31 protein-coding genes, 1 tRNA gene and 1 pseudogene are annotated in these 25,012 nt (G+C 62.1%); 14 read left to right on the forward strand and 19 right to left on the reverse strand.

Annotated elements, in window-relative coordinates:
• Positions 1-143: 143 nt before the first annotated feature.
• Together QA643_RS19765 and QA643_RS19770 are read right to left on the reverse strand one after the other, a co-directional pair.
• Positions 144-1,322, reverse strand: coding sequence for a patatin-like phospholipase family protein (locus tag QA643_RS19765; protein ID WP_283027589.1), 1,179 nt, complete (start codon positions 1,320-1,322; stop codon positions 144-146).
• Between the two features lie 161 nt (positions 1,323-1,483).
• A pseudogene (locus QA643_RS19770) lies at positions 1,484-2,219 on the reverse strand (SDR family oxidoreductase).
• An 84-nt stretch (positions 2,220-2,303) separates the two neighbouring features.
• On the opposite strand from QA643_RS19770, the gene QA643_RS19775 reads away from it, so the two are divergent.
• A complete protein-coding gene (locus tag QA643_RS19775; protein WP_283027590.1) occupies positions 2,304-2,681 on the forward strand; it encodes a helix-turn-helix domain-containing protein in 378 nt (125 codons plus the stop codon).
• Positions 2,682-2,740: 59 nt separating this feature from the next.
• Positions 2,741-3,889 carry a tRNA guanosine(34) transglycosylase Tgt gene (gene tgt / locus QA643_RS19780; protein WP_283027591.1) on the forward strand — a complete coding sequence of 383 codons (1,149 nt, stop codon included), beginning with the start codon at positions 2,741-2,743 and terminating at the stop codon, positions 3,887-3,889.
• A 2-nt stretch (positions 3,890-3,891) separates the two neighbouring features.
• On the opposite strand, the gene QA643_RS19785 is transcribed toward tgt, so the two are convergent.
• A complete protein-coding gene (locus QA643_RS19785) occupies positions 3,892-4,551 on the reverse strand; it encodes a leucine-rich repeat domain-containing protein (protein ID WP_283027592.1) in 660 nt (219 codons plus the stop codon).
• A 172-nt stretch (positions 4,552-4,723) separates the two neighbouring features.
• The gene (locus QA643_RS19790; RefSeq protein WP_283027593.1) at positions 4,724-4,939 is read right to left on the reverse strand and encodes a hypothetical protein; all 216 of its coding nucleotides are present in this window, start codon (positions 4,937-4,939) and stop codon (positions 4,724-4,726) included.
• Between the two features lie 234 nt (positions 4,940-5,173).
• Here QA643_RS19790 and cysK point away from each other — a divergent pair, with 234 nt between their 5' ends.
• Together cysK and QA643_RS19800 are read left to right on the forward strand one after the other, a co-directional pair.
• Positions 5,174-6,151, forward strand: coding sequence for a cysteine synthase A (gene cysK, locus QA643_RS19795; protein ID WP_283027594.1), 978 nt, complete (start codon positions 5,174-5,176; stop codon positions 6,149-6,151).
• 2 nt (positions 6,152-6,153) lie between these two features.
• Positions 6,154-6,393 carry a BrnA antitoxin family protein gene (locus QA643_RS19800; RefSeq protein WP_283027595.1) on the forward strand — a complete coding sequence of 80 codons (240 nt, stop codon included), beginning with the start codon at positions 6,154-6,156 and terminating at the stop codon, positions 6,391-6,393.
• A gap of 97 nt (positions 6,394-6,490) precedes the next feature.
• Here the strand turns inward: QA643_RS19800 and QA643_RS19805 are convergent, their stop codons facing one another.
• A complete protein-coding gene (locus QA643_RS19805; protein ID WP_283027596.1) occupies positions 6,491-7,921 on the reverse strand; it encodes a caspase family protein in 1,431 nt (476 codons plus the stop codon).
• 207 nt (positions 7,922-8,128) lie between these two features.
• Positions 8,129-9,004, reverse strand: coding sequence for a DMT family transporter (locus QA643_RS19810; RefSeq protein ID WP_283027597.1), 876 nt, complete (start codon positions 9,002-9,004; stop codon positions 8,129-8,131).
• A gap of 167 nt (positions 9,005-9,171) precedes the next feature.
• On the opposite strand from QA643_RS19810, the gene QA643_RS19815 reads away from it, so the two are divergent.
• A complete protein-coding gene (locus QA643_RS19815; protein ID WP_283027598.1) occupies positions 9,172-9,570 on the forward strand; it encodes a RidA family protein in 399 nt (132 codons plus the stop codon).
• Between the two features lie 44 nt (positions 9,571-9,614).
• Positions 9,615-9,818, forward strand: coding sequence for a hypothetical protein (locus QA643_RS19820; RefSeq protein WP_283027599.1), 204 nt, complete (start codon positions 9,615-9,617; stop codon positions 9,816-9,818).
• Between the two features lie 77 nt (positions 9,819-9,895).
• Here the strand turns inward: QA643_RS19820 and QA643_RS19825 are convergent, their stop codons facing one another.
• From QA643_RS19825 to QA643_RS19840, 4 genes are all read right to left on the reverse strand, one after another.
• Entirely contained in the window at positions 9,896-10,327 is a 432-nt protein-coding gene (locus QA643_RS19825) for a hypothetical protein (protein ID WP_283027600.1), read from the reverse strand.
• A gap of 67 nt (positions 10,328-10,394) precedes the next feature.
• Positions 10,395-10,748, reverse strand: a complete 354-nt coding sequence (locus QA643_RS19830) for a hypothetical protein (RefSeq protein ID WP_283027601.1) — start codon at positions 10,746-10,748, stop codon at positions 10,395-10,397.
• 204 nt (positions 10,749-10,952) lie between these two features.
• Positions 10,953-11,552, reverse strand: a complete 600-nt coding sequence (locus QA643_RS19835) for a formyltransferase family protein (RefSeq protein ID WP_283027602.1) — start codon at positions 11,550-11,552, stop codon at positions 10,953-10,955.
• Between the two features lie 146 nt (positions 11,553-11,698).
• A complete protein-coding gene (locus QA643_RS19840) occupies positions 11,699-11,995 on the reverse strand; it encodes a hypothetical protein (protein WP_283027603.1) in 297 nt (98 codons plus the stop codon).
• Positions 11,996-12,096: 101 nt separating this feature from the next.
• Here QA643_RS19840 and QA643_RS19845 point away from each other — a divergent pair, with 101 nt between their 5' ends.
• From QA643_RS19845 to QA643_RS19860, 4 genes are all read left to right on the forward strand, one after another.
• Positions 12,097-12,504, forward strand: coding sequence for a hypothetical protein (locus tag QA643_RS19845; RefSeq protein WP_283027604.1), 408 nt, complete (start codon positions 12,097-12,099; stop codon positions 12,502-12,504).
• Between the two features lie 137 nt (positions 12,505-12,641).
• Positions 12,642-14,978, forward strand: coding sequence for a PAS domain S-box protein (locus QA643_RS19850; RefSeq protein ID WP_283027605.1), 2,337 nt, complete (start codon positions 12,642-12,644; stop codon positions 14,976-14,978).
• An 11-nt stretch (positions 14,979-14,989) separates the two neighbouring features.
• A complete protein-coding gene (locus QA643_RS19855) occupies positions 14,990-15,466 on the forward strand; it encodes a response regulator (protein ID WP_283027606.1) in 477 nt (158 codons plus the stop codon).
• Between the two features lie 104 nt (positions 15,467-15,570).
• Positions 15,571-15,810 carry a hypothetical protein gene (locus tag QA643_RS19860; protein ID WP_283027607.1) on the forward strand — a complete coding sequence of 80 codons (240 nt, stop codon included), beginning with the start codon at positions 15,571-15,573 and terminating at the stop codon, positions 15,808-15,810.
• Between the two features lie 1,211 nt (positions 15,811-17,021).
• On the opposite strand, the gene QA643_RS19865 is transcribed toward QA643_RS19860, so the two are convergent.
• From QA643_RS19865 to QA643_RS19880, 4 genes are all read right to left on the reverse strand, one after another.
• The gene (locus tag QA643_RS19865; RefSeq protein ID WP_283027608.1) at positions 17,022-17,366 is read right to left on the reverse strand and encodes a hypothetical protein; all 345 of its coding nucleotides are present in this window, start codon (positions 17,364-17,366) and stop codon (positions 17,022-17,024) included.
• Positions 17,367-17,601: 235 nt separating this feature from the next.
• On the reverse strand, positions 17,602-17,742 hold the full coding sequence (locus QA643_RS19870) for a hypothetical protein (protein WP_283027609.1): 141 nt from the start codon (positions 17,740-17,742) through the stop codon (positions 17,602-17,604).
• 167 nt (positions 17,743-17,909) lie between these two features.
• Positions 17,910-18,155 carry a hypothetical protein gene (locus QA643_RS19875; RefSeq protein WP_283027610.1) on the reverse strand — a complete coding sequence of 82 codons (246 nt, stop codon included), beginning with the start codon at positions 18,153-18,155 and terminating at the stop codon, positions 17,910-17,912.
• Positions 18,156-19,540: 1,385 nt separating this feature from the next.
• Entirely contained in the window at positions 19,541-19,801 is a 261-nt protein-coding gene (locus tag QA643_RS19880) for a hypothetical protein (RefSeq protein WP_283027611.1), read from the reverse strand.
• Positions 19,802-20,560: 759 nt separating this feature from the next.
• Between QA643_RS19880 and QA643_RS19885 the strand changes: the two genes are divergently transcribed.
• Positions 20,561-21,040 carry a hypothetical protein gene (locus QA643_RS19885; protein ID WP_283027612.1) on the forward strand — a complete coding sequence of 160 codons (480 nt, stop codon included), beginning with the start codon at positions 20,561-20,563 and terminating at the stop codon, positions 21,038-21,040.
• Positions 21,041-21,053: 13 nt separating this feature from the next.
• Here QA643_RS19885 and QA643_RS19890 read toward each other — a convergent pair whose 3' ends face one another.
• Positions 21,054-21,365: an H-NS histone family protein gene (locus QA643_RS19890; RefSeq protein ID WP_283027613.1), complete on the reverse strand. Its 312-nt coding sequence runs from the start codon at positions 21,363-21,365 to the stop codon at positions 21,054-21,056.
• A 115-nt stretch (positions 21,366-21,480) separates the two neighbouring features.
• Here QA643_RS19890 and QA643_RS19895 point away from each other — a divergent pair, with 115 nt between their 5' ends.
• Together QA643_RS19895 and QA643_RS19900 are read left to right on the forward strand one after the other, a co-directional pair.
• Positions 21,481-21,618 (forward strand): hypothetical protein, encoded by a 138-nt coding sequence (locus QA643_RS19895; RefSeq protein WP_283027614.1) that lies wholly within the window; start codon positions 21,481-21,483, stop codon positions 21,616-21,618.
• A 147-nt stretch (positions 21,619-21,765) separates the two neighbouring features.
• The gene (locus tag QA643_RS19900) at positions 21,766-21,981 is read left to right on the forward strand and encodes a hypothetical protein (protein ID WP_283027615.1); all 216 of its coding nucleotides are present in this window, start codon (positions 21,766-21,768) and stop codon (positions 21,979-21,981) included.
• Positions 21,982-22,367: 386 nt separating this feature from the next.
• Here the strand turns inward: QA643_RS19900 and QA643_RS19905 are convergent, their stop codons facing one another.
• The 3 genes from QA643_RS19905 to QA643_RS19915 all read right to left on the reverse strand — a co-directional run bounded on the left by QA643_RS19905 (position 22,368) and on the right by QA643_RS19915 (position 24,133).
• Positions 22,368-22,994, reverse strand: a complete 627-nt coding sequence (locus QA643_RS19905) for a PEP-CTERM sorting domain-containing protein (RefSeq protein WP_283027616.1) — start codon at positions 22,992-22,994, stop codon at positions 22,368-22,370.
• Between the two features lie 374 nt (positions 22,995-23,368).
• A complete protein-coding gene (locus tag QA643_RS19910; RefSeq protein WP_283027617.1) occupies positions 23,369-23,545 on the reverse strand; it encodes a hypothetical protein in 177 nt (58 codons plus the stop codon).
• A 267-nt stretch (positions 23,546-23,812) separates the two neighbouring features.
• Positions 23,813-24,133, reverse strand: a complete 321-nt coding sequence (locus QA643_RS19915; RefSeq protein ID WP_283027618.1) for a DUF2061 domain-containing protein — start codon at positions 24,131-24,133, stop codon at positions 23,813-23,815.
• A 208-nt stretch (positions 24,134-24,341) separates the two neighbouring features.
• Here QA643_RS19915 and QA643_RS19920 point away from each other — a divergent pair, with 208 nt between their 5' ends.
• Positions 24,342-24,587, forward strand: coding sequence for a hypothetical protein (locus tag QA643_RS19920; protein ID WP_283027619.1), 246 nt, complete (start codon positions 24,342-24,344; stop codon positions 24,585-24,587).
• A 275-nt stretch (positions 24,588-24,862) separates the two neighbouring features.
• Here the strand turns inward: QA643_RS19920 and QA643_RS19925 are convergent.
• Positions 24,863-24,938, reverse strand: a tRNA-Lys gene (locus QA643_RS19925).
• Positions 24,939-25,012: the final 74 nt, after the last annotated feature.

Consider the following 25,012-nt stretch of genomic DNA (forward strand, 5'->3'; position numbering starts at 1 on the left):
CTCTATAACGTGCAGCAAGAGGGGCGTCATGGCGAATCTGGCCCAAACCGCTCTCCGTTCCCCGCATGCTGCGCAACGCGCCGCCCCTTGGCGGCGTGGTGCGCTGCTGATCCGGGGCCACGGTCCTCGTTCCCCGGCCTGGCTCATGGCACCGTCGAGGTCCAGGCGTGGCCCGACGCTGCTTTCTCATACCCATACTGATAGAGCACGCGCATATAGCCGGTGTCGAATCCCTCCTTGGGCGAGGCGGGATAGTCGCGCTCGATATAGGACAGATGAAAACCCCAGCGGTTGCGCTTGGCGAAATCATAGGTCGAGAAGATCACCGAGCGGGTCTGGGATTGGGTGATTGACGACAGGCTGCGTGAGGCGACATCGAGCGTGCTGTTGGACACCAGCTCAAAGGTCCGTTCGAGCTTCTTGTTGACGAGAATGTAGATGTTCATCCGGCTGTTGGCCGGCAGGCGGCCCTGCAGGATCAGCGCGTCCGGCAGTGTCAGAACCGGCGCGGTGACGCCGCCGTCGACATGCATCTCCTGAAAACGTCGGCCCTGGCCCTCGGCCTCGATCAGGATCGGCGGGAAGACCAGCGGGATACTGGCCGAAGCCGCCATCACGTCGCGAAACAGATGCAGCGCCTCGGGCGAGCCGACCGCGGCGATTTTCCCCATGTCCCAAACCGCAGTGCGCTGGGTGTCGAGATCGGTCGTCACCACGAGCAGCTTGCGGCCCTTGGCGTCCTCGCGCGCCACGGCCGCCAGGATTTCCGGCCCGACGTAGCGGGCCACGAGCTCGCGCAATCGCTTGTTGCCAAATAGGCCGGATCCGAACAGCACGCGGATGATGCTGGGATCGTCGAGCAGGCTTTCCGCGATGCCGCTGGTGTAGACCTCCCGCAGCGTGTCGTCATATTGGGGCCCGAGAAACGCGAAGGGCGCAATCAGGCCGCCGGTGCTGACGCCCGAAACCACCGAGAAGGCCGGGCGGGTGCCGGCCGCGGTCCAGCCGTTCAATACGCCCACGCCGTAGGCGCCATCGGCGCCGCCGCCGGAGAGCGCGAGATAGGTCCTGGTCGAAGAGGGGGCCTCTTTCTCGAAACGGAATTTGGTGACGGGCTCGTCGGTGTAGCGCCGCAGACCGTCGAGATCGAGCACGCGGGCGGTGCTCGCATCCGCGGCGCTGTAAGGCGTCCGTGGCAGCGACGTGCAGGCGGCCAGGGCCAGGTAGCACGCCAGAGCGGCCGAGCCGAGCAGGCGTGAGCCCTTTCTCCAGATCCGAAGGTCGGAACGGATTGATTCAGTCAGGAAATGGGGGGAGGGCATTCGCGGTCAGTCACCGTACATGTACTTGCCGCCATAGCCCTCATCGGCCGCAGCGCCCCGTCCTGCCCATCCATAAAACTATACGGTATCGTTTTATTTAACAAGCCGAAAGCTGGGTGGATCGACCGTCGGGCGGTGTCGCCCGACGGTCACAGGGACAATCAGATCTGCGCGAAGCCGCCGTCCACAAAGACCTCGCTCCCGGTCATGAAACTGCTGTCGCCGGACGCCAGGAAGGCGGCCGCCGCAGCCGTTTCAGTCGGATCTCCGAGACGGCCGAGCGGCGTGCCCGCGCCCATCCCGTTCATGCCCGCTGCGCCGACGACCTCCATAGCCAGCTCCGTCCGCGTCGGTCCCGGCGAGAGTACGTTGACGCGAATGCCGGTACCTCTCAGGTCCAGCGCCCAACTGCGCGCGAAGTTGCGGATCGCCGCCTTGGTTGCGCTGTAGACGCTGAAACTAGGCGTTCCCATGACCCCGGTGCTCGAACCGGTCAGGATGATCGACGCCCCGGCTGCCATCAGCGGCAGGCCCTTCTGCACAGTGAAGAGCGTACCTTTGACGTTGGTGTCGAAGGTCTGGTCGTAATGCTCGGGCGTGATCTCGCCGAGCGGCACCAACTCCCCGGGTCCCCGCATTGGCAAACAGGATGTCGACGTGGCCTCGCTCCACCTTCACGGTCCCGAATAGCCGGTCGAGATCGGCGAGATCGCTGACCGAGCCCCTCACGGCGCGCGCATTCGACCCAAGCTGCACCAGTGCGGCATCGAGCGCAGCCTGTCGCCGCCCGAAGATGTAGACGAACGCGCCTTCCGCGACGAAGCGCTTGGCGGTCGCGAGCCCGATACCGCTTCCGCCTCCCGTTACCACCGCCGTCTTGCCTTTTAGCCTGTTCATATCGTGCCTCCATTTTCAGGTGGCACTTAGCTGGCAGGGTACATACCTATCGACAAGTATGCACCTTTTGGTAAGTATAAAAATATGATCTCGACACCTGACCCCATCGCCAATTTCACCTGCGGGCTCGACGCCACGCTGCGCGTGATCTCCGGCAAGTGGAAGCCATTGGTCCTGTACTTCCTGCTTCAGGGACCGAACCGCTATGGCGAGCTCAAACGAGCGGTTCGCGGCGTCAGCGACAAGGTGTTGATCCAGCAACTGAAGGAGCTTGAGGCCGATGGCATTCTGAGGCGCACCGACTACAAGGAAGTGCCGCCGCGGGTGGATTATTCGCTCACGCCCTTGGGACACAGCCTCGCTCAAGCCCTCGCGCCGCTATGCACGTGGGGAACGGAAAACATGGCCGAGGTGGCCCGCGTCCTTGCCCAGCGCGAAGCCTGGAGCGCCGGAAAGGGCTGAGCCTGGACCGCCGCACGGGGCGGTTGATCGGCCGTTCCCGGCACGCAATAAGCAGCGCCATGAATCTTCCCGCCAATCTTCCCAATCATTTCGAGTTGCTCGCCACCGACGGCACCGCCCGGACCGGCCGCCTCACCACACCCCACGGCGTCGTCCGGACACCCGCCTTCATGCCGGTCGGCACCGCGGGCGCCATGAAGGGCATGCACTGGCGCGAGGTGCGCGATGCCGGCGCCGATATCGTGCTCGGCAATACCTATCATCTGATGCTGCGGCCAGGCGCCGAGCGGATCGCTGCGCTCGGAGGCCTGCAGACCTTCACCGGGTGGAACGGGCCGATGCTGACCGACTCCGGCGGCTTCCAGGTGATGTCGCTGTCCGACCTGCGCAAGGTGAGCGAGAAGGCGGTGACCTTCCGCTCGCATATCGATGGCGCCAAGGTCGAATTGTCGCCGGAACGCTCGATCGAGGTGCAGCGGCTGCTCGGCTCCGACATCGCCATGCAGATGGATGAGTGCGTGCGGCTGCCGGCGACGCGCGACGACATTGAGCGCGCGATGCGGCTGTCGCTGCGCTGGGCCGAGCGAAGCAAGCAGGCGTTCGAGAGCGCCCCTGAGGGCTATATGCTGTTCGGCATCGTGCAGGGTGGCGATGTCCCCGAACTGCGCCGAACAAGTGCGCGCGAACTCGTCGACATCGGTTTCCACGGTTATGCGATCGGCGGGCTCGCGGTCGGCGAGCCGCAGGCGGTGATGCTGGCGATGATCGAGGAAGCCGCACCGCTGCTGCCGGCGGACCGCCCGCGCTACCTGATGGGCGTCGGCACGCCGGAAGATTTGCTGGAAGCGGTGGCGCGCGGCATCGACATGTTCGATTGCGTGCTGCCGACCCGCAACGGCCGCCACGGCATGGCGTTCACCCGCTTCGGACAGATCAATCTGCGCAACGCGCGCCACGCCGACGATCCGCGCCCGCTGGATGAAGAAAGTGATTGGCCTTCGGCGCACAACATCTCGCGCGCCTATCTGCATCATCTGGTGCGGTCGGGCGAAACGCTCGGCGCGATGCTGCTGTCGGAAATCAACGTGGCCTATTTCCAGCACTTGATGCAGGGCATGCGCGACGCGATTGCACAGGGTTCGTTTGCCGACTTCCGCGAACGCACGCGCGCCGGATGGGCGAAGGGCGATATACCGCCACGGATGTGACTTCAGAGGTAGATGACGCACCCGTTGGCTTCCAGCTCCGAAAACCATCGCGGCGGTTCCAAAGTGGTGATCCAGCGAAGGTCAAGCTTCTCAAGACGCGGCAGCGCGATCAGGCCCTCAGGCAGGCTGGTGACGGGATTTCCGCGCAGGTCGATCTGGCGCAGCTCGCGCATCACACGGACGGAGTCCGGCAGCGTCGCAAGCTGATTGTTACGCAGGTGAAGCTCCCGCAGGTTCGTCAGCTGCGAGATCGACGGCGGAAGCTCCGTCAGGCGATTGTCCGTAACGCGCAGTTCAATGAGACCCACCATGGTCGTGACGATCTCGGGGAAAACTTCGAACGCGTTCCCGCTGATGTTGAGGTACCGCAAGCGCCGGAGGCGGCCGAGCGAGTCCGGAAGCTGCGTCAGCCGGTTATCGTGCAAATAGAGGAAGTCGCGCAGCTCTTCGAGACGGCCGAGACCGGCCGGCAGCTCAGACAGTCTGTTATGGCCGAGGTCGAGCATCCGAAGCTGGCGGAGATCCCCCACGCGTTCCGAAATCTCGGTCAAATCGTTGTCGGCCAGAACGAGCGCCTGCAGGTCGGTCCTGCGCCATATCTCATCCGGTACGGCGCCCAGCCTCTGCTTCCAGAGGGAAAGATGTGGTTTCAACTCGCCCATCGCCGGATCGCATATAACGCCGAAGCCAACTCCCTCTCTCGCGCGCCGGTCAACTAGCGCAAATTCATTTGCAGAGACGGCGTGCGATGCGGAATGGTTAGAATTTTAGGGATCAAAAACAAACGCGCGCCGGATGGGCGCGCGTGACCTTGCTAGCGATGGAGCTTACATGTCAGTTGCAGGCGAACCTCTTGACCGAATGCTTGGTCACGAATCCGTAACCGCAGGTGTCGCAGGTCCAGAGATAGCTGATCACGTTGTCGTTGAGGTAGGCGGAGGCTTCCGCTGCCACCATGGTATCGGCACACACAGGGCACGTCGGCAAATCAGATCCACGCGGATCGGGCCTAAACGCTACGGTCGACCGGACTTCAGCAAACGCTGCCATCGTGATCTCCTTCGCGGTCCGAGCCCGAAGGCTCAGCTCACTACGAAAGTATACACCAAAATCTTTGACGATGTCGCAACACAAATGCGTTGATTTCGCGATATTTAGTCACGTTCTTGTTTTGCAATGCAGCGAATTCTTCGCGCCTGCAATTCCGCCTTGCGCAGCGCGGCGACAGACTTCTAAGTAGGATAGCGCCAATTTTCCCGACATCAACGTCGACAGGAGTGCGAGATGGATGCGTCGTCAGCCACGAGTGCGGTGCAGCGCCCAGGGCGCGGCCGGGTGTTCGACTCCATCGTCGACGCGATCGGCGATACGCCGATCGTCCGCCTGCGCAAGCTGCCGGAGGTGAATGGTGTTAGCGCAACCATCCTCGCCAAGCTCGAATACTTCAATCCCGCCGCGAGCGTGAAGGACCGCATCGGCGCGGCGATGGTGATTGCGATGGAGAAGGCCGGTGTGATCAACGCCGATACGGTGCTGATCGAGCCGACGTCGGGCAACACCGGTATCGCGCTGGCGTTCGTCGCGGCCTCGCGCGGCTATCGGCTGAAGCTGGTGATGCCGGAATCCATGTCGATCGAGCGGCGCAAGATGCTGGCGTTTCTCGGCGCCGAGATCATCCTGACGCCGGCCGCCCAAGGCATGAAGGGCTCGATCGCAACAGCGGAGGAACTGGTGCGGACGACGCCCAACGCTGTGATGCCGCAGCAGTTCAAGAACCTCGCCAATCCCGAAATTCATCGGCGCACCACGGCCGAGGAGATCTGGAACGACACTGGCGGCAACATTGATTTCTTCGTCGCCGGCGTCGGCACCGGCGGCACCATCACCGGCGTCGGGCAGGTGTTGAAGCCGCGCAAGCCGTCGTTGCGGATCGTCGCTGTCGAGCCAGAGGAAAGTCCGGTGCTTGGCGGCGGACAGCACACGCCGCACAAGATCCAGGGCATCGGCGCCGGCTTTATTCCGGACATTCTGGATCGCTCGGTGATCGACGAGATCGTCAGGGTCAACGGCCCGACGGCGATCGAGACCTCCCGCGCGCTGGCGCGGATGGAAGGCATTCCCGGCGGCATTTCCTCCGGCGCCGCCATTGCGGCGGCGCTGGCGATCGGTAAGCGCCCCGAGGCCGCCGGCAAGACCATCCTCGCGATCGTGCCGTCATTCTCCGAGCGCTATTTGTCGACCGCATTGTTTGAAGGAATCTAGTGATGGCAGACCAGCCCCGCCGGCCGCGAACCCTGAACGACGCACGCACCGAGGCCGAGGCCGCCTTCAAGCGGGCCACCGCCAAGGTCGCGGAAGCGCCGCCAAAGACGGTCACCGTGCCCGGCGTTCGCGAGCAGGTCACGCTGCGCATCGACCAGGATGTGCTGGAATGGTTTCAGGAGGGCGGGCCGGGTTGGCAGGACCGCATCAACGAAGCGCTGCGGAAGGCGGCCGGCAAATAGCACGCTGCGATCGAAATCGATTTCGGATACGCAAAAGAGATGCGCAAAAGAAAAGGCCCGGGATCGCCCCGGGCCTTTTTGCTGGCTCTGCTGGCCGTCAGCGCAGCATGCCGCCGACGACGCCGCCGATAAACCGACCGGCGCCAGCGGGGTCGGGACCGGGAGCGGGAGCGCTATATTGGCGCTGCGGCGGGGCCTGCTGCGGCTGCGGTTGGGCCTGGACGGTGCTCGGGGCGGCGCGGCGCGGCTTCGGCTTTTCCTCCTCGGAAACCGCCGGCGCCGCGGCGACGATCTCGGTCAACAGCGCCTTGTGCTGCAGCCTGTTGAGATAGCCGCTCTTGGGATAGCCGCGTGCGGCCTGCCAGCGCGTGATCACCGCACGGGTCGGCGCGTCGAACTGGCCGGTGGCCTTGGTATCGAAGCCGAGTCCGGTCAGGCGGCGCTGCACGTCGCGGCGCTGGCCCTTGTCGAGCCCGATCTGGTCCTCGGTGGTCTGGTTCGCTTCCTCCTTGAAGGTCGCGGGATCGATGCCGGTGGTCAGGTTGCGGGTCGCGTCCTTTTCCTTCGCGCCGCTTTCCAGCGAAGCGATCCGCGACAGCGCCAGCGAGCGGAACTGACCGTTGGGATAATTGGTCAGGTAGGCATTGTACTCTTCCGGCTTGGTCGAATCCTTGATCGAGCGCCAGAACTCCAGTTCGACGTCCGAGCCTGCCTTGGCGCCTGCGGCCGGCGCTGCCGCCGCCACCGCGCCCGGCGCGGGCGCGCCGTTCAGATAGACCGCGCCGATCAGGTTGGTGTGGCCCCAGGGGAGCTGGCCCTTGTTGGTCTCCTCATTGACCTGGGCGCGGACCTTGGTCATCGCCTGCTGGATCTCGACGCCGGGCTGGGTGAGGTTGGCGAGCAGGGCGCGGGTGAACGGGCTGTTGCCGCCTTCCTGGCCGTCGAGCGCGGTCTGGCCCGGGCCGGTCGCGAACGCGATCAGGGTGCCCTCGCCGGACTTCATCTCGGCAAGGCCGGTCTGCACGTTGACGCTGCGGGTCGCTGAGTTCGACTTGATCTTGGCGGCGAACGGATTGTCGCGGCAGGCATCTAGGAACACGAGCTTGACCTTGGCATCGCCCATGGTCTGCTCGAGGGTGAGGTCGATATTGATGGCCGCGCCGAGCTTCACATCCATTTCCGATTTGATGTCGGCGTCGATCGGTAACAGATAGTTCGTGCCCGAGATGGCGATGCCGTGACCGGCATAGAAGAACAGCGCGACATCGGCGCCTTGCGCCTTCTTGCCGAAATCGAGCAGCCGTTCCGTCATCTTGTCGCGGGTGAGATTGGAGCCCTCGACCACGTCGAAGCCGACATTGCGCAGCGCGGAGGCCATCGCCTTGGCGTCGACGGTCGGGTTTGGAAGCGGCGCGACGTTCTTATAGGTGCCGTTACCGACGACGAACGCCACACGCTTTTCAGCGCTGGCGGTACCCGCCGCAAAGATCATGCAAACAGCGGACAAAATGAGGGTTTTAAAACGCATAGGAATCCCCCTGCAGAATCGAAAAGATTTGGCAGCAACGCTGGCGGGACATTACAAAAAACCGCCTGCTTCGCACCACAAAAAAGCAGGCGAAAAACCAAATCCGGAGCCATCCGTTACCTTCTCGACACGCTTCCTTACGTGATCTAGATCACAGCGCGGGAAATAAAATCCAGCCTTGGCAGATTCCCTTGGCGATTCCCTGCGTCACTTTTGGACGCGCGCCGGCGAGGCGTTAGGCTTCAGGTTCAACAGATTGCCGGTGAGGATCAGCACGGCGCCGGTCACGGTGAACAGATCGAGCCGCTCCGAGTAGATCAGCCAGCCGGCGGCGGCGCTCAGGGGAACCCGCAGAAAATCCATCGGGATCACCACGGTCGCGTCTGCATGCAGCATCGCGCGCGCCATGCAGTAGTGCGAGAACGTGCCGCAAAAAGCGATCACGACCACCCAGAACCAGAGATGGGCAGCGGGCCACTGCCAGACATAGAGCGCGGGAAACAGGCCCGCGGCCGACTGCACCACCAGCATCCAGAACATGATCGCGAGCGGCTGCTCGGTACGCGTCAGCGATTTCACCATCGCGACCGAAACGCCGAACCCGAGGGCGGCGCCAAGCGCAATCAACTGCCCGGGATTGATTTCGCTGGTGGCCGGACGAACGATCACGACCACGCCGACGAGGCCGAGTACGATCGCCGCGATCTTCCAGACCGTCATGCGCTCGCCGAGAAACGTCGCGGCGAGAAGCGCGGTCCAGATCGGCATGGTGAATTCAATGGCCACCACCTGGCCGATCGGGATCAGCGTCAGCGCAAAGAACCAGCCAAGCTGTGCGCCATAATGGATGATATTGCGCGCCACGTGCTGCGGCAGGCGCGTCGTTTTCATCGCCGCCAAGCCACCGCTCGCGTGGATCAGCGGATACAGCATCAGGAAGCCAATGATCGAGCGCATCTCCATGAGCTGGAACACGTTGATCTCGCGCGCGGCCTCGCGTCCGGCGATCGCGATCACCAGCATCAAGGTGAGCCAGCCGGCCATCCACAGCGCGGCCAGGGGTTTCGAAGGTGTGCGATCCATGTGTGAGGCGAGGGGTTGGGCAGGCGGGTAGCGGCGAACCCGCCACAACCCGCCACAATTAGCAACGTGCAAATGCGCGGGGGCAGCGATGCGCCGCGCCGCAAATTCGCTGTGGGAGCAACCGGCGGTCAATGCTAAGAGCGCGGGTCTTCAGGGAGGACTTACGCATGCGCATCTTGCAACCGGCCGAATGGTCGAAACCCCGCGGCTTCTCGCACGGCGTCGAATTCGGCGCTTCGGGCAAATGGATCGTGCTGGCCGGCCAGACCGGCGGCGACGAGAAGGGCGAGTACGCCCCTGACATGGCCGCGCAGGTCGGCACCGCGCTGCGGCGCATCGTCAAGCTGCTCGGCGAAGCCGGGGCAGGACCCGAGCACATTGTGCGCCTGACCTGGTATTTGACCAGCCGCAGCGAGTACGAAGCGGCAGGGCCCGGTATCGGCGCGGCCTGGAAGGAAACGCTGGGGCGCAATTTCCCGCCTTCGACGCTGCTCTATATCGAAGGGCTGGTCGACTACCGGGCGAAAGTCGAAATCGAAGTCACGGCCTTCGTGCCCACGGCCTGAAGGCCCACGAAGACCTGCCATTGCTACAAGGGAAAATTCCGACCATGACCATCTCCCGACCGACCACCGCTGACTTCGTGACTGCCTTCGCGACCGGCTGGCCCGAACAGCAGCCCCACATCATGGTGCTGTCGTTGACGACGCATAAGGGCGTGCAGGATTTTGCTTTCAACAAGGAGCAGGCCTTGCTGATCGCCAAGACGATCAAGGAGACCGCGGCGAAGCTCGAGAAGCCGAAGACGAGCTGAGGAAAATTCCGGCTGTCGTCGCCCGCCCCAGTGCGCAATTGCGCACAAGGCGGGCGACGACAATCATTGTGGCCTACCTACTTCGACAGCGAAATATTCGCGGCGCGGAACTGGCTGTCGGCGCGCAGTGCGATGTGCTGCTTGTTGCCGGTGGTCTTCAGCGAGATGTTGGCGGCAAAGCCGGCCGCCTGGGCGACGACCTGGAAGCTGCCGCCGGCGCCGCGGCCCTGAATGGTGCCGCCGACATTGCGGCTGGATTCAGTCCAGGTGCCGCTGACTTCACCGCCGGCTGCAACGACCGCTGCCGAGAGGTTGAACTTATAGGCGTCGCTGGCGCAGGTGAGGGCCATCTCCATGCTTGGTCCGGCTACCTTGTAAATTGCGCGGCAACGAATCCGCTCGCTCGAACCGTCGTCGAGGGTCACAGTGCCGCCGCCGGACCACGAGCCGGCCATGCCCGCGAAGGCGCTCGATTGCGCCTGGCTCGGCGAGGCCGCGGACGCGGCCATAAAAAACGCGACGGCTGCAAATGTCAGCCGCCGCGCTTGGACGAAAGATTGTGAGGTCTGGCTTGCCTTACTGACGGGACGCTTCCCATCGACCGCTGCACGCGACACCAGCTGAAGCCCCATTCCATTTCCCCGATCCGGAGTTGCCACTGAGTTGACCGTTCGCATATGCACCATTGATCGAGACTCGCACAAGTCCCCCGCTGCCGACCGTGCCGGAGACCGGGCCGCCGGAAATCTTGCCGTCGGCGACATTCACCGACGCGGTAGTCTGCGCATCGCAACTGCCCGTTTTTGTGACGACGGTAACCTGCCACAGGCCGTCATAGGGGCTCTGGGCGGAGGCGGGAGCGGTGGCAAGGGTGGCGGCGGACGCAAGAAACGAAACAAGCAACAGGTTGCGGATGCGGTTGGAGCGCATGGGTCAGATCCCCGAATTGTGTGTGATGGAGCGCCTTATCTTGTCACAATGTGTTCAAACTTGGGTGCGACGCAGCACTGAGGAAAGTTCCCGGGATTTCAAACACATCAAGGTGAATCCGGTTCCGGGCGGGGAACGAAAAATTCGCCGATTCCGCCCAATTTGACCGCGATTCGAGAACCCCTTACGGTATTATGGTGGGGATCAGTGTTTGGCGTCCGAAAGGCTCGGCGCCTGGGTGGCGAACTCCTCCTCCTGCGGTGTGGCCGGGAGGTTGTTGTGGGTCTTGGCGTGAAAAATGACGTCAGTCAGCAACTTCTGACCTAGCGGCGCCAGCGCGCGCTCCCAGAGTTCGCGGGCCGTCTCGCCCTTCCTGACGAAGACCCATTCCTGCGCGGCGATGGCGCCCGCATCCATTCGGTCGGCGAGATGGTAGACGGTGCCGCCGGCGATGGGATCGCCCTCCTTGATCGTCCATTCGACCGCAGCGATGCCGCGATGGCGGGGCAGCAGCGAGGGGTGGTAGCCGATGCCGCCGAGTTTAGAAGCCGCCAGCGCTTCCCGGGTGACACGGGCATGGCTGTGCGCGGTCACGATCAGGTCGGTATTGGGGGCAATTTCCGAGGCTGCGACCCGTTTCGGATCGGCCTGTACGATGAGATCGACCCCCGCGGCCCGCGCGGCGGCGGCAAGCCGGTCCTCGCCATCGTGAACGACGACGCGGACGATATCGACCCCTTGTTCGCGCAGCGTGTTGAATGTTGTCACGCCAAAATGGCGGGAACCGACCAGGGTAATCCGCATACGTTCCGTCCGTCGTTAATCAGGCCGACATGCCCTAGCACACCCTGGCGGGCTGTTTCGATGCCGCCCCAACGGCTTTTGGGTTATCAACAAGGCGCGGCGGCCGACCAGCCCCTTGATAGCGCGGCGTCGCCTGCGAAGCCTGGTCACCACGAGAGGATTCGCAGCGTGGGCTTGGAATAAGCGGGGATCGGCGGCGCGGCCGGTTCGGACCGTTGCTCGGCCGCCATTTGCAGGCACGCCCGCAGGTCGGCGCTGCATTGCTTCATCTGGTTGCGCAGCTCGCGCCGGGAGAAGGTGGTGAGCGAGGAATCGCCAAGCTGCTGCCAGGCATCGCGCAGCCATTGCTGCAGGGCGCGGATATCGGCTTCGAGGACCTCAGGCTGGTTCATGCCGGGCAGGATCTCAGACGTGATCGCGCCATGATTAGGTCTGATTCTCACAGCGCCGCCTACTCCGTAACAAGGCGGAGAGCGCAAAAAGCCGCGCTGGAGGCGAGGGAACGCCCGCCTTACATGACGGTTGGTGCTCCCTGGAGAGTTCGATGACCCGCCATCCGGCGCTTGTTCTCATCGTCGCGCTTGCGCTGATCGCCCCCGCAAAGGCATTCGCGCAGCTGACGCCGCCGGCTGGCTCGGCCGGCGCGGGTAATTCGCCGATCTCGGGCGTGCCGTTCGGCCCGGCCAATCCGAGCGCGCTTTCCGACCCGAGCGGGATTGGTAATGCCGCAAGGATTCCGCCGCTCCAGCCCAATCCTCGGCCTCCGCCGCTGCCGCCGGTATTGTCCAACCGTACGGTTGATACGCCGTCGCCGCGCGCGCGTCCGGTGACGCCGCCCGGCGCGTCGCAGCGGATCTACAGCGCGCGTCAGGCCTATCCGCGCAAGCCGCCGGTTCGGCAGCGGGGCCGCCCCCAAGTGAGCACATTCACCGGCATCTGCCGTGGCTGCTAGCGGCCGGCGCGATCGCGACAGGAACGATTTTCTCCCGGCGGACTTATCCGAAGTTAAAGCGCAACACTCATGCGTGCTGGTTCCTGCATGGCTGATGCCGCGTATTGCAAATTGCCCTTGCGGCAGGGATGACAGGCATGAACCTCCAGCAGCGGACGGCCAAGACACTTCCCCAAAAGGGCCTGTCTGACACCTCAGAGCTTGCCCGCATGCCCCATGAAGAATGGCTGGGCGCGCGTGAAGACAAGCTTGCCGTTACCTTTGAACATGTCGGGGTCGGGATCGTCGAGATCGATCAGGCCGGGCGGCTGCTGCGCGTCAACCAGAAGGTCTGCGATCTCATGGGCTATGAGGCAGCCGATCTGCTCGGCCGCTCCGTCTTCAACGAAACTTCGCCCCCCGACGTCGCGCAGGACCTTGCACTATTCAGGCGGCAGATCGCCGGGGAGATCGATCGCTACACGATCGAAAAGCGTCTCGTCCGCAAGGACGGTTCATGCATCTGGGTGGAAGTAACATCCTCAAGCGTCCGCGATGCATCGGGGAATTTCCTTTACGCGGTGCGCGTTCAGCACGACATCAGCGCCCGCAAGCAAACCGAACAGGCGCTGGCGCGCCGCAGCGAGGAGCAGGCGGCGCTGTTCCACTTTTCCGAAAGGCTGCAATACGCCACGTCGCTGCCCGACGTTTACAACGCCGCCCTTGATGCCATCCTGGCGGCGCTCGCCTGCCAGCGCGCTTCCATCCTCTTGTTCGACGACAGCGACGTGATGCGTTTCATCGGATGGCGCGGCCTGTCGGACGGTTACCGGCGGGCGGTCGAAGGCCATTCGCCGTGGAGCAGGGATGAGGGCAATCCGCGGCCGGTCTATTTCGAGGACGTCGGCAAATCGGATATTTCTGACGCGCTGAAAGAAGCGATTGCGCAAGAACGCATCGCGGCCGTTGCCTTCATTCCGATCCTGATCAGCGGCCGGCTCGCCGGCAAGTTCATGGCCTATTACGACCGGCCGCATCCCTTCGAGGAACCGGAGCTGGACGTCGCGTTGACGCTGGCGCGGCAACTTGGCTTCGGCATCGCGAGGCTGCGCGCGGAAGAGGCGAGACGTGCCGCAGAGGAGCAAGCGCAGCAGCTTGCCTCGATCGTGGAATCCTCCGACGATGCCATCGTCAGCAAGGATCTGAACGGCATCATCCGCACCTGGAATTCAGGCGCCGAGCGGCTGTTCGGCTACAGCGCTGGCGAGGTCATCGACAAGCCCGTGACCATTCTGTTCCCGCCAGGGCGCGAAGATGAGGAGCCCGGCATTCTCGCGCGCATCCGGAACGGCGAGCGCATCCATCATTACGAGACGGTTCGCCGGCGCAAGGACGGCACCCTGCTGGACATTTCGCTGACTGTCTCGCCGGTGCGCAACGGCAGCGGGAGCATTGTCGGCGCATCGAAGATCGCCCGCGACATCACTGATCGCAAGGCGGCCGAACGCAAGCTGCGCGAGAGCGAGCAGCGTCTTTCGGAGTTGCTGGCAGCAATACCGGCGGCGGTCTACACCACCGACGCGCAGGGCAAGATCACCTACTTCAACCCGGCGGCAGTCGAATTCTCAGGGCGCACGCCGGAGCTCGGCAGCGACGAATGGTGCGTGACATGGAAATTGTTCATGCCTGACGGCACGCCGCTTCCGCATGACCAGTGTCCGATGGCGGTGGCGCTGAAGGAAGGGCGCGCGGTGCGGGGCGCCGAGGCGGTCGCCGAGCGGCCGGACGGCACGCGGGTGCCCTTCATTCCGTTCCCGACGCCGCTGCGGGATTCATCCGGCAACGTCGTCGGCGCCATCAATATGCTGGTCGACATCAGCGAGCGGCGGCAGGCGGAAACCCAGCAGCGGCTTTTGCTCGACGAGCTCAACCATCGCACCAAGAACAACATGCAGATGCTGCAATCGCTGCTGTTCGCGGCGGCCAGGACCGCGCATAGCGACGAGGCGCGAAAGGTCTTGAACGAAGCCAGCGCGCGGATCGCGGCCATGGCGGCGGCCCAGCGCGTGCTGTACGGCCGAAGCGATGCGAGCCGGTTCGCGGCGGAAGAATTCTTGCCGGCGGTCTGCGAAACCATCCGTCAGTTGCTGCCCTCTGGTGCGCGCATCGACTGCGGCGCGGCGCGCGGCGTGCTTTCCAACGATGTGGCGATGCCGCTCGCGCTGATATTGAACGAGCTCCTGACCAACGCCGTAAAGCACGGCGTCAAGGACGATGCGTCACGGGCCGTTCGCGTCAACCTGGCTGGCGGCGAGGGCGGGCGGCTGGTGCTCTGCGTCGAGGACGATGGCGAAGGGTTTGACCTCGAGGCGGTGCGCCGGACCTCATCCGGGCTTCAGCTCGTGCTCGGCCTTGCGCGCCAGCTGCGCGGAACGTTGTCCGTCACGAAAAATCCTTCGCGAGCGTGCGTCGATTTTCCCGCCGCGAAAATCTAGAGCTGTAACCGATGCCGCAGCATAATGCAGGGCACCTGGTGTCGCCATCTGAGCAGGACCGCACTGCGCCGCCGCCTGCCGAAGAAGCGCGACAGATGCAGGACAGGCAGGGGCCGGTCCGCGTCCTCATCGTCGAGGACGATTTCTTGATCGCCATGCAAACCGAAGTCGCGCTGACCGCGGCCGGCTTCGCCGTGGTCGGTCCGGCCACTACTGCCGAGGAGGCGGTCGAGCTGGCCCGCGAAGCACAGCCCTGGCTCGCCGTGATGGATATCCGCCTTGCCAGCCATCGCGATGGCATCGATGCCGCGCGGGAATTGTACGAGGACCTCGCCATCCGCTGCATCTTCGCCACCGCGCATGACGATGCACATACCCGTGGACGGGCGGAGCCCTATGCCCCGCTCGGATGGCTGCCCAAGCCCTACACCATGGCCTCGCTGGTCACCGTGGTCGCCGAGGCCGTCGCGCTGTTGAAGCGGCCGTAGCGTATCTCCGTCGGTTGCGCCCGAGTTTGGCGGGCCATCGCGCCCAGGTTTGGAACTTCCCGATTTTTCCCGAATTTGGTCCGGAGCATGACGAGAGGATGCCAATGGCCAAGCGCTGGAGTGCCGAAGACATCGACGAACTCAGGAAGCTGTCCCAAGAATATTCAGTTCAAGCGATTGCCGAAAAAATGGATCGCACTGTCGGCGGCGTGGCGTTCAAGGCCCATCAATTGGGCGTGCCGCTCAAGTCGCGCGCGCAGGCAGCCGATCCGAGCTATCCGGATTTAGATTGGGCTAATTCCGGCGAGAACAAATCTGTGCCTGACGAGATCCAGTCGGGCTGAACCACTGCGGGCTTTGCCTCAGGCGAAGTTCTCGCCGGCAAAATCAGGCATCGGTGCGATAGGCATCCAGCGCGTGCGCGGCGAAGATGCCGACGCTGACGAGTGCGAGAATCGCTGAGAGTTCGATCATTGCTCCATCTCCCGCGTGCTCATGGCAGCGAGGAATCTGCCGCGTGACTGGTTCCAGATGAAATCGAAGATGAGTTGCATGTTGGCGTCCCTGTTTTCCTGACAACGAGGGACACGGCAGTTTGTTTCAGGTGCCGGTTGAGGCCAACGCTGAATGCGGCGTCGGCGCGGCGAAAGCTAGACCGAAAACGGCAGGACGTTCGGCCAGCGTTTCTTCATGCCCGCCGCAACCTGGAAGGCGAGGCGATTTTCCGTCCGGACGGCCAAGACCGGCTTGGCTTGCATCCGACGGTCAGCCGCCCGCTGCCGACCGCGCTGGCGCCTGACATATCGTTTGGATCGCGTATGCATCGGCATCGTTCCGGATATTTATGATCCTCTCACCGAGATTGCGGCTCGGCCATCAGGCCGGCTTTTTGCGGTGAGAGTGCGGCGCACAAACGGTTTTGCTTTGGCCTCACGCGAATCTGAGCGAAGCTTGGGTAGCGGCATGTCATTGGGGATGACCATGGACGTTGTCGAGCTTGTGATTTACGGCTTGCTGGCAGTGTGGGGACCGCCTCTGTTGTTCGCGGCATATCTGTTGCGGCCGCTCAAATAAGCTGCCTTGCAATCCAGACGAAGCAACCGGCCGGCCATCGCGATCACGACGGCGATCAGGTAACGCACGTTCAGCCATACAGGACACGCTGCACTTCCTTGAGAAGACAAGGCCGCCAGGCGATGCTGATCGCCAGACGGCCTTGCTGGTGTGGGCCCGGACGCTTGGGGAACGTCCGGTGCTTGATCACTAGGCAAGCGCGCCGAGCGCGGCAACCGAACTCGCAACTTAACCTAACCGGTCAACGTTACTGCGCCCCCGTTCGGACCGGTTCAGCACCGGCTCATTGGGCCGCGCCGGCATGCTCCGACAATCTTTCCGCTCTGTTCACTTATGGACAGACGCTGCAGCTTTTTCCCGAGTTAATGCGGCTTTCCACGTCAATTCGTATTTGCCCGTCGTCCGGCGGTCGCCAATGACCGCCGGACTATTTGCAATCGGGGAGGGAAGCCTGCCGTCGTTTCACGCGGCCCGCCAAAACCTACGCCAGAACCAATTGGCTCCGGCTGTGCTTGGTGAGCTCGTCGCAAAGCGCGGCAATCGTTGCCCGCAGATTGTCCCGCCGCGTCATCAGGGCGCGTGCCGCCATCGGAAATGCGAAGTGGTCCGGATCGCGCGTCGGGCTGCCCTGCAATTCGGCCTCGATGCTCTGATCGAGCAGGATCGCGGCATTCTTCAAATCCTGCACCACGGCTTCGGTCTGCTGCCGGTTCCGCTGAAGCGCGTCGATCATGGCGAGCCGCTTGCGTTCCTCGATGGCACGCTTTTTCGCCTGTGCGGGGGTCTGTTGCTCAATGCCTGTCTCAAGATGGTACTGCCGGGTCATCTGTCACTCCGCGATGGCACAAGGCCGGATGGCTTGCGTATTGCTGTGATGCAAGAGCAAGAGGTCTGCCAATCCCGACGAAACAGCCGCCCAAAGGCGGTCTATCCGTATTCATGCGGGGTGAGGGGCTGCGTGGCGGGGGGGCGGGTTTGCCGTGGGCAACTAACACAAGCGGACAGGAGTCACCTGGCAGCGATCCCAGCGACCGGTCACGGCCAGCCGAATGTAGCTGTGGCTACTCCGCTAGGGGATAGCCGCGATTGCGCTCGTATTTGCGACGATGCTTTGCAGAGATCAAAGCGCGGGACAAATACCCGGCGCCAAATCCGATGGCAAACACTGCTGCCACCAGCAACACGGAGGATTCGATATCCATGGCGTCTCACTCGTTGCCTGCCCAGTTCGACCCTGGACGACGTCAATTGCGCTGCCCCCAGTTCTGTTCCTGATTTTCCCGAAAGAGCTTCGCCTTCAGGGAAAACGGCGGCCAACTACGATTTCCGCGATCGAATGACGGTTGATCGTTTGCCGTTGCTCACGGGGTCAGCGGGCGTAGTCACGCGCTTCCCGCGCCCTTCCGGCCGTATTCGCCGGGATGCCATCATGCTCGGCTTTGAAGTCCTCCGTCTCTTCAGCGGCGGGATGCCTGGTGTCGTCGATATGGCCGTGCAGAGAGGCGGGATCTGCTTCGACCTCCGTACGCCGCGTCAACGCAAGGCCGACAAAGCCTGCGAGCACAAGAACGATCCCGCCTATCATCATCCAATGCGGTAAGCCCAAGGCTGCCATCGCTCGCTCCTGACAAGGGAGTGAAAGCCTTTCGCGACGTTTCGTCCGTCCGCCATTCGACTTAGGAACCGGAAGCGGCAGCGGCGCAGACGCAGGCGGGAGTACTGCGGATCCCCCCTCTCCCGGGGCTTCAGCGGGAATTCTCCAACGCGCCGCCGCGGCGCGTTGCGTATGGCCGGGGGCTGCTGGAGTCGGAGCCTTCGCGCGTCGAAAATCCGCGCAGGCGCTGCGCCGAGGAGCTATGATCGCTGACGGAGTGCTGACGGCGGATCTGGCGCTATGGATGCAGTCCCGGCCTACTTTTCATCCACTCGTTGCCTCCGGCACAGGGCGCCGCATCCTGCCGGAATCGCCTCTGACCTCGGCACCGCGATGGCCGCAAACCGTGCAGACGAACAGGGTTTTCAGATCGGACAGCCGCAGGCTCTGGGGCCAGCAGCTAGTGTCGATCACGACCGAATGCGTGCAAATGTCGTCGCCGCAGAACACATGTAGCCGTCGAGAGCCGGACCGCCGCATGTCGCCAAGGGTAATTATCTGCTCGCGTGACATGCGTGCGATTTTGCCAAGAGCAACATGCAGCCGGAATATGCCAAACGGTATAGATTGACCGAGTGGCGAGGCCGGGCGCTTTGTCTTTCGCAAGCTGGACCTGGGCAAGGAGAGGCTTGCAAGAAGGGGGCGGGGCCGCTTCGAGGGCAACTTGAAGCGGCCCCTGGTTCGCGCAGGACGTACGTGGGGGGTAGGCCAATCTGCGCGACTTGCCGTCACGCTAGACCTCTCTTTGGACCGGCCGCAACGAGACTTGACGGTTAAGCTTGGCAGTTAAGCTTGATACGGCGTGCGCGGGTTAATATTGGAACCGGCCAGCGACTGTGAGCGGATCAAGAACCGATCCGGCAGCTAAGAAGGGTGGCGGTAGCCCGGAAGCTTGTCGAGCGTCGACGAGGACGATCAGGCGGCGAGATTGATCGGTGCAGAGAGCTTGTCCGGCGGGACCACCACTACCTCAATTTGAGAGGTCGTTTTATCGAGCCGTCCACAGTTCGTGCAATGAAACAAATGGCTGATCAAATCCCTCGCCTCCAGGGTGGACCGAGTCCATTTCATGTCGATGTGACATGACGGGCAAATTGGAGGCTCCAATGCTTCGAATGCTCGTCTGATTCTATCCACCATCGCGCCGCGTGCCCGATTTCGTCATTCCGTCCTTGACGACGGCGCAGATTATCTCGGCCGCCAGCGCCGGTCGGCATTGTAATTAACAGAAGAGCGGAATTGTCCAGTGACATCCAATACCCGCCTTTGGCATCGGACAGCCATGAATATTTCAGGCGGGACCGGGGAGCCGTGACCTTTGACGGGACGATGATGACCGCGCGACGTTATGGATGGCGGTCGGCGTTCTCACCGCCAGCCTGCTCGCGGGATAGGTCCGCCAGGTCCGCCTGAACCCCGGCGCCGTGATGGCCGCAAACCTGGCAGACGAATAGGCGTTCCACATCGGATAGCCGCAGGCTTTGCGGCCAACAGTCGGCGTCGACCACGATCGAATGCCCGCATTTGCGGTCGCCGCAGACCACATGAAACAGGCGGTGGCCTGATCGCTGCACGTGCCCGAGGGTGATATTCTGATTGTGCATCATGCACCGGAGACTGCCAGCAATCCCACCGCCACCTGAATATGCCATCTGGTATAGATGGGAGCTGGCGGCCAGCGTCGGCGGCCAGGGTGGTGGCGTGGCTACAGGGGTAGACGCCGGGCTCCAGCATCGCTCATGGTAATTTTCTCTTCGCGCGGCATGCGCCCAATTCTGCCAAGAATCGGCCGCAGCCTGAAAGAGCCATTCCGGAGGTGACCGGCTGTGGCACTGGCCCGGCGCGTGTCGTCCGGAAGCGTCGTGCGTCGGGCCGCCCGCTCACACGGATTTGCCGTCTTGTCCCGGCATAGTGATTCGGCGCTCGAAAGAGCGCGCCTTGAGAGACGGCTCTGGCGCATTAGCCCCCAGCCCCGCGCCAGAGCCGTTTGTCTTGCCGCGACATTTAATTCGATACTGGTGACCCGGCTTGTCGACCTCGGCAGAGATCGCAACTGTCGCGCTTGTGTATAGCCGGCGCTGACTCAAGCCAGCGGCGGCATCTCTGTGCTTGCGGGGCCATGAGGTCTTTGTCGGTAGCCGGACAGACGCGGTCGCGCGGGCGGGGTATTCTTGGATTGCTGGCCTCGCCCCCTAGCCAGCGACTCCTCCGACGGGTAGCGGCCTCGGCGCGTTGCGTATTTGCCGGGGCCGCACCACCTGGGCCCGCTTTCCACGCTGAAAATCCGGTCGCACATCGGCATGACATGCGACGGCCTGACATGATCTGCCTAGCGGGCGGCATGCAGGACGGCTTGAGTGGCCGCAATGGTGGTCACTGCAAACGAAATGCTGCTTGATATCCAAGAACCTTGCGTGATCCGGCGAGCAGGGCAGTCGAGTGGCTGCAGCGAGGCCGACAAATTTAATTTAAGCGACAGAAACTCGCCTAATTTAGCGGCCAAGAGCGCCGTCAGCGGGCGCCTGATGCAACACGGAACCATCCTGCGGAGTGGAATAATACCGATCATCCAGGTCGATGGCTCTTGCGTATTGGACTCCTGCAACTTTGCAATGTTTTGGTTTAATCGCGAGAGGATGGAAATGATTAAGCGAGGAGATCGGGTAAAACTCACGGCGCGCGTCGCAGCCGCTTTCAATAACAACAAGCGTCCGGGTAGGTTTGATTGGACCGCTCGACGAGGCGTGGTCGAGCGCATCTCCGCGAACAAAGTACATGCCTTTGTCCTTTGGGAAGGTCGGAAAACACCCGACGAGTTGCCGATCAATGGCATTGAGCCAGGATAGAATAGAGCGTGGTTTATTGAATCCGAAGCTCGTCTAGGTTTGCTCCAGTTGCCAGCAGTTCGACGACCCACCGCGGCGTCTTTCCGCGTCCTGACCAAGTCTCCAATGGGTTTGTCGGGTTGCGATATTTCGGTTCAACTTTGGGGTAGGGGCGACGTTGCGGAATGTCCTTCGGAGATCCGCCGAACTTACGACCAAGCTCATCTAGTTGGCTTTGGAGCTTTTGCTTTTCGCTCTCCAGCCTGCGATCAAGGACATCAAGGATTTCCTGATGCAGGTCCCATAGATCATCGAGGTGCATCTTTTCCAGGTCGAGTCTTTGCATTCCCCATCCCCCAAAGCAGGGAAGGCTTATTGATTCGCGTTGCTGGGAAGTAAATGGCCAACAAACGACCGCCCGAAGCGGTCTTTGTATCAAGCCGGCCGACACAATCGAAGGGATGATGGCAAAAATCCGATACGCTCAGCTCTGGGGATATCGTGGTGAGCTTGGAAGCATCACCGGCGGCTGCGAGGCGGCAATGGCGCTATCGATCTTCAGCGACATCGAGCGCTTGGCAGCGAAAGCATCCTCCTGATATTTCTAGGCCCGCCGGTTGCTCGGGCGGGCCTCTCGCGAGGGGAAAGTGTCATGCCTAGAGAGTGTGGCACTCCAGCTTGTCGTGATGCGCGCTTTATGCTCGACTGTCGGCGCGTCTTTTTTCCAAGTTTAGGGAGAGCTGAGCATGAAGAAAACAATTCTTGTCGGTGTTGCGATCCTCGCTGTCTCCACTTCCGGCGCTTTGGCAGCCAAGAAAATGGCGAAGCCGAAGCCAGCACCTGCCGCCGCCACGGCCACGACCACGGCTGCCGCACCTCCGCCCATGTTGGGCCAGGTTAGTGCCGCTGACCGCGCGCTATATGAGAAAAGTCAACGCGAGTCCGGCATGAAGAAGAAGTAGAGGGACAAGCTGCTCCAGCGCGCGCTGGATGGCTAGATGAGTGAGGCCGCCTCAGTTGGCGGCCTCTTTCATTCCAGAACCTCGTACTCAAAGGCCGCGCCTTTGGGATCGTTTTCCTCGAACCATTTTTCAGCGGCGTCCACAGTGGCGAACACCACACTTCCTAGCCCTCGATGCGTAGGTAATTTGGCGGGCTTCTCCAGACACGCCAGATGGTGTGATGTTGCTCTAAATTTGGGCAGACCGCGCTTTCTCGGGCCGCCAACCTTCCGCCAGATGTGACAGCTAGATAAAACTGGGTTTGGAAAAACGGGAGCCTGCCGGGAGGTGAACGGCCAACAAAGAAAGACCGCCCGAAGGCGGTCTCTGTAAGTGGATCTAAGGTCTTATGAGATCGCGGAGGCGGTTGTCTGATTGCGTCGACGATAGGCGAGATATCCAACGCCGGCAAAACCGAGGATCATCATTGCCCAGGTCGAGGACTCGGGCACTGGTGCGACGGCCGTAATAGTGCCAGTAAGATTTACGCCATTATCCTGGGTCTTCACGGTCAGGCCGTTGATATGCACATCAAAAGATCCACCGGCAAATAGGTAGGATTCGGTCGAATCGCTAAACGTTATGACCACCTGACCGTTTGATCCTGTCGTGGCCGTACCCTGCAACACTGCTGTAAAAACATTGTCGGAGCCCGGTCCGTTTGAGACCGATGCAGGGGCGGTGAACGTAATTGCAAGATTAAGAACGTCGTTGTCGTAATTGTCGAAATTGGTCCCCCGGTTCAAGTCGAGGTTGCCGAAATTCGTGACGTTGAGAACACCGCCCGAGGTGGTTCCACTAAAGCTTCCGCCGGTAAAGACTAGATTCTCGTCCGAGGTGTTGGACAGGAAAGTGTTGCAACCTGAGCCAAAACACGCCGCCGTCGTTCCGGTAAAAACTACTTCAGCTTGAGCGGCGCCCGATGAAATGGTGAATGCGAGTCCAAGGATGCCGAATAGATGTGAAATTCTCATGAGATCCCCATTAAGATAGAATCAATAAACTGCGTGACTACTCTCATAGATTCGCACTGCCCCAAACAATTGCAGGTAGTTTGAGCCGATTTCGGCAGTTGAGCCGTATTCTTACGGGCTGCATCTCCCCAGCTTGTGACCATGCCAGCCAGCAAACGCGAACAGTCGAAGCAAATCCGAATAATTCGCCCATGCTCACTCCTCCGCTCTTCCGAGGCGTGCGCCCATGACATGCTTTGAGAGTTTCCCCGCGAAGGTTTAGTCAGCGAATCAAGGTGGTGGATATACGCCCTTCAGCCTTTGACGTGCCGCGATTCAGGCGAGCTATCGATCGCCAAGGAACGGTCTTTTAAGCCTGGCCGCTGCGGAGGCTCCTATTTCGAAGTAGGCCGGGTGGGCTGCGGTTTGGCAACGCTGTCCAGGAAACTGAGTGCTATCTCGATCTTGGTCAACTCGCTCTCGATCTGCTCACGTTGTTCTTCGCTCAGGCCTTGTGTCAGGTGCTGCTCGAGTTGCCGCTTTCGTGTGCGGAGGTTGTTCAACGTCGTCACGTTGCCAGTCTCCCGGTTGCCAGCGAAAGGGGCGGGGCCGCTGCGAGGGCGTCGAAGCGGCCCCTAATCGCGCAGTACGCGGCAGTAACGGGGGCCATCTGCGCGACTAGCAGTCACGCTATGCCTATGCAGAGCGGCCGCAACTTAACTCAGTTGTTAAGCTTGATCTTCGAGTTGCGAGTTAAAACTGGAACTGCAGCAAGGGGGCGGCAGCGACTGTCTTGCGCAGCGATCGGATGGCGACTGGCGGCGCCATCGGCAGGCAAGTCACCGGAGCATTCTGCCGATCACAGCGACGGGCCGTTCTAAGGATAGGATTGCCCATGCCCACGCGAGCCGATCGGTGATCTGTGTCGAGAGCCCAATGATCCGAAGAGCCACTGTCTCTCCGTATTCTACTCGATAACGTGAGAAAGAGCCGTTCCATGCTAACTCGTGGACGATGTACGAGAGGAACGAGGCGATGGCCGCGATACCGGCTGTATGGCCGGCCGTCGTGATGTGTCCTGTGGTCCAGAAAGAAATCGCAAAAATCTCGGCGGTTCCGATCAGCCGCCACGTCACCGCCTTCGCAATCGTCTTGCGCATTGGGATGCTCTGCTGAATTTCGGGGAGATTTTAGAGGGTCCATGGACCGCTCAACTGCTGATCATCCTAATCGATAAAACTTTATCGACAATCGAAAGCAATTGTTAAGGTTACCGCCGGCGGACGAGCGGCTGAGCGCGACCCGATCTTTGCGGCCATCGAAGCCCACAAGGCAGCTGCCGCCGCAACGGAGGCCGTCCAACGTCGGATGGCCGCCCTTGAAGATGAATTGCAAGCCACGGGACGGCTCCAGACCGAAAGGCGCCTGGAGGACGAGCGCCAGCGCGGGGAGGAGATCCAGGAGGCGTTAAACGAGGCGTGGCATGTCGAACAGGACGCCCCTTACGAACTGCTGAACATCGATCCGACGACCGCGGCGGGTGTTATTGCACTGCTGACTTATGCCACGGACTTCGACGATGCGATGTACGGCATGGGTTGGCCTGCGACATAAGCGGAGAGGACTGGAAGGGCTCTCGAACCTGGCAGCATTGTGCGCTCGCCAATCTCGTCGAGGTCCTGCCGAAGCTTATGCCGCTGTCGCCGTGTTTGCTGATCTGGCTCGGCTTTGCGGATCGCCAAGGCGTGTGCATCGTCGATTCCTGAGCTTCAGGTCAGCGTAGGTTGCCTACCCGGGGCGAGCGGTTCGCGGACTTGGAGCGGACACGAAAAATAGATCGCCAAAGAGCGGCTCGCTATGTTTGTAGACCATTGATAATACTGGAGAATTGGTGAGCGCGGAGGGACTCGAACCCTCGACCCCATGATTAAAAGTCACGTGCTCTACCGCCTGAGCTACGCGCTCACTTGCCGCGCTGTGTAGGGGGCGGGCCCTTACGGGTCAATAGCGGCGGCGTGGCAAATTCGTGGTTTGCTCCA

The organism is Bradyrhizobium sp. CB3481 (assembly GCF_029714305.1).
Lineage (GTDB): Bacteria > Pseudomonadota > Alphaproteobacteria > Rhizobiales > Xanthobacteraceae > Bradyrhizobium.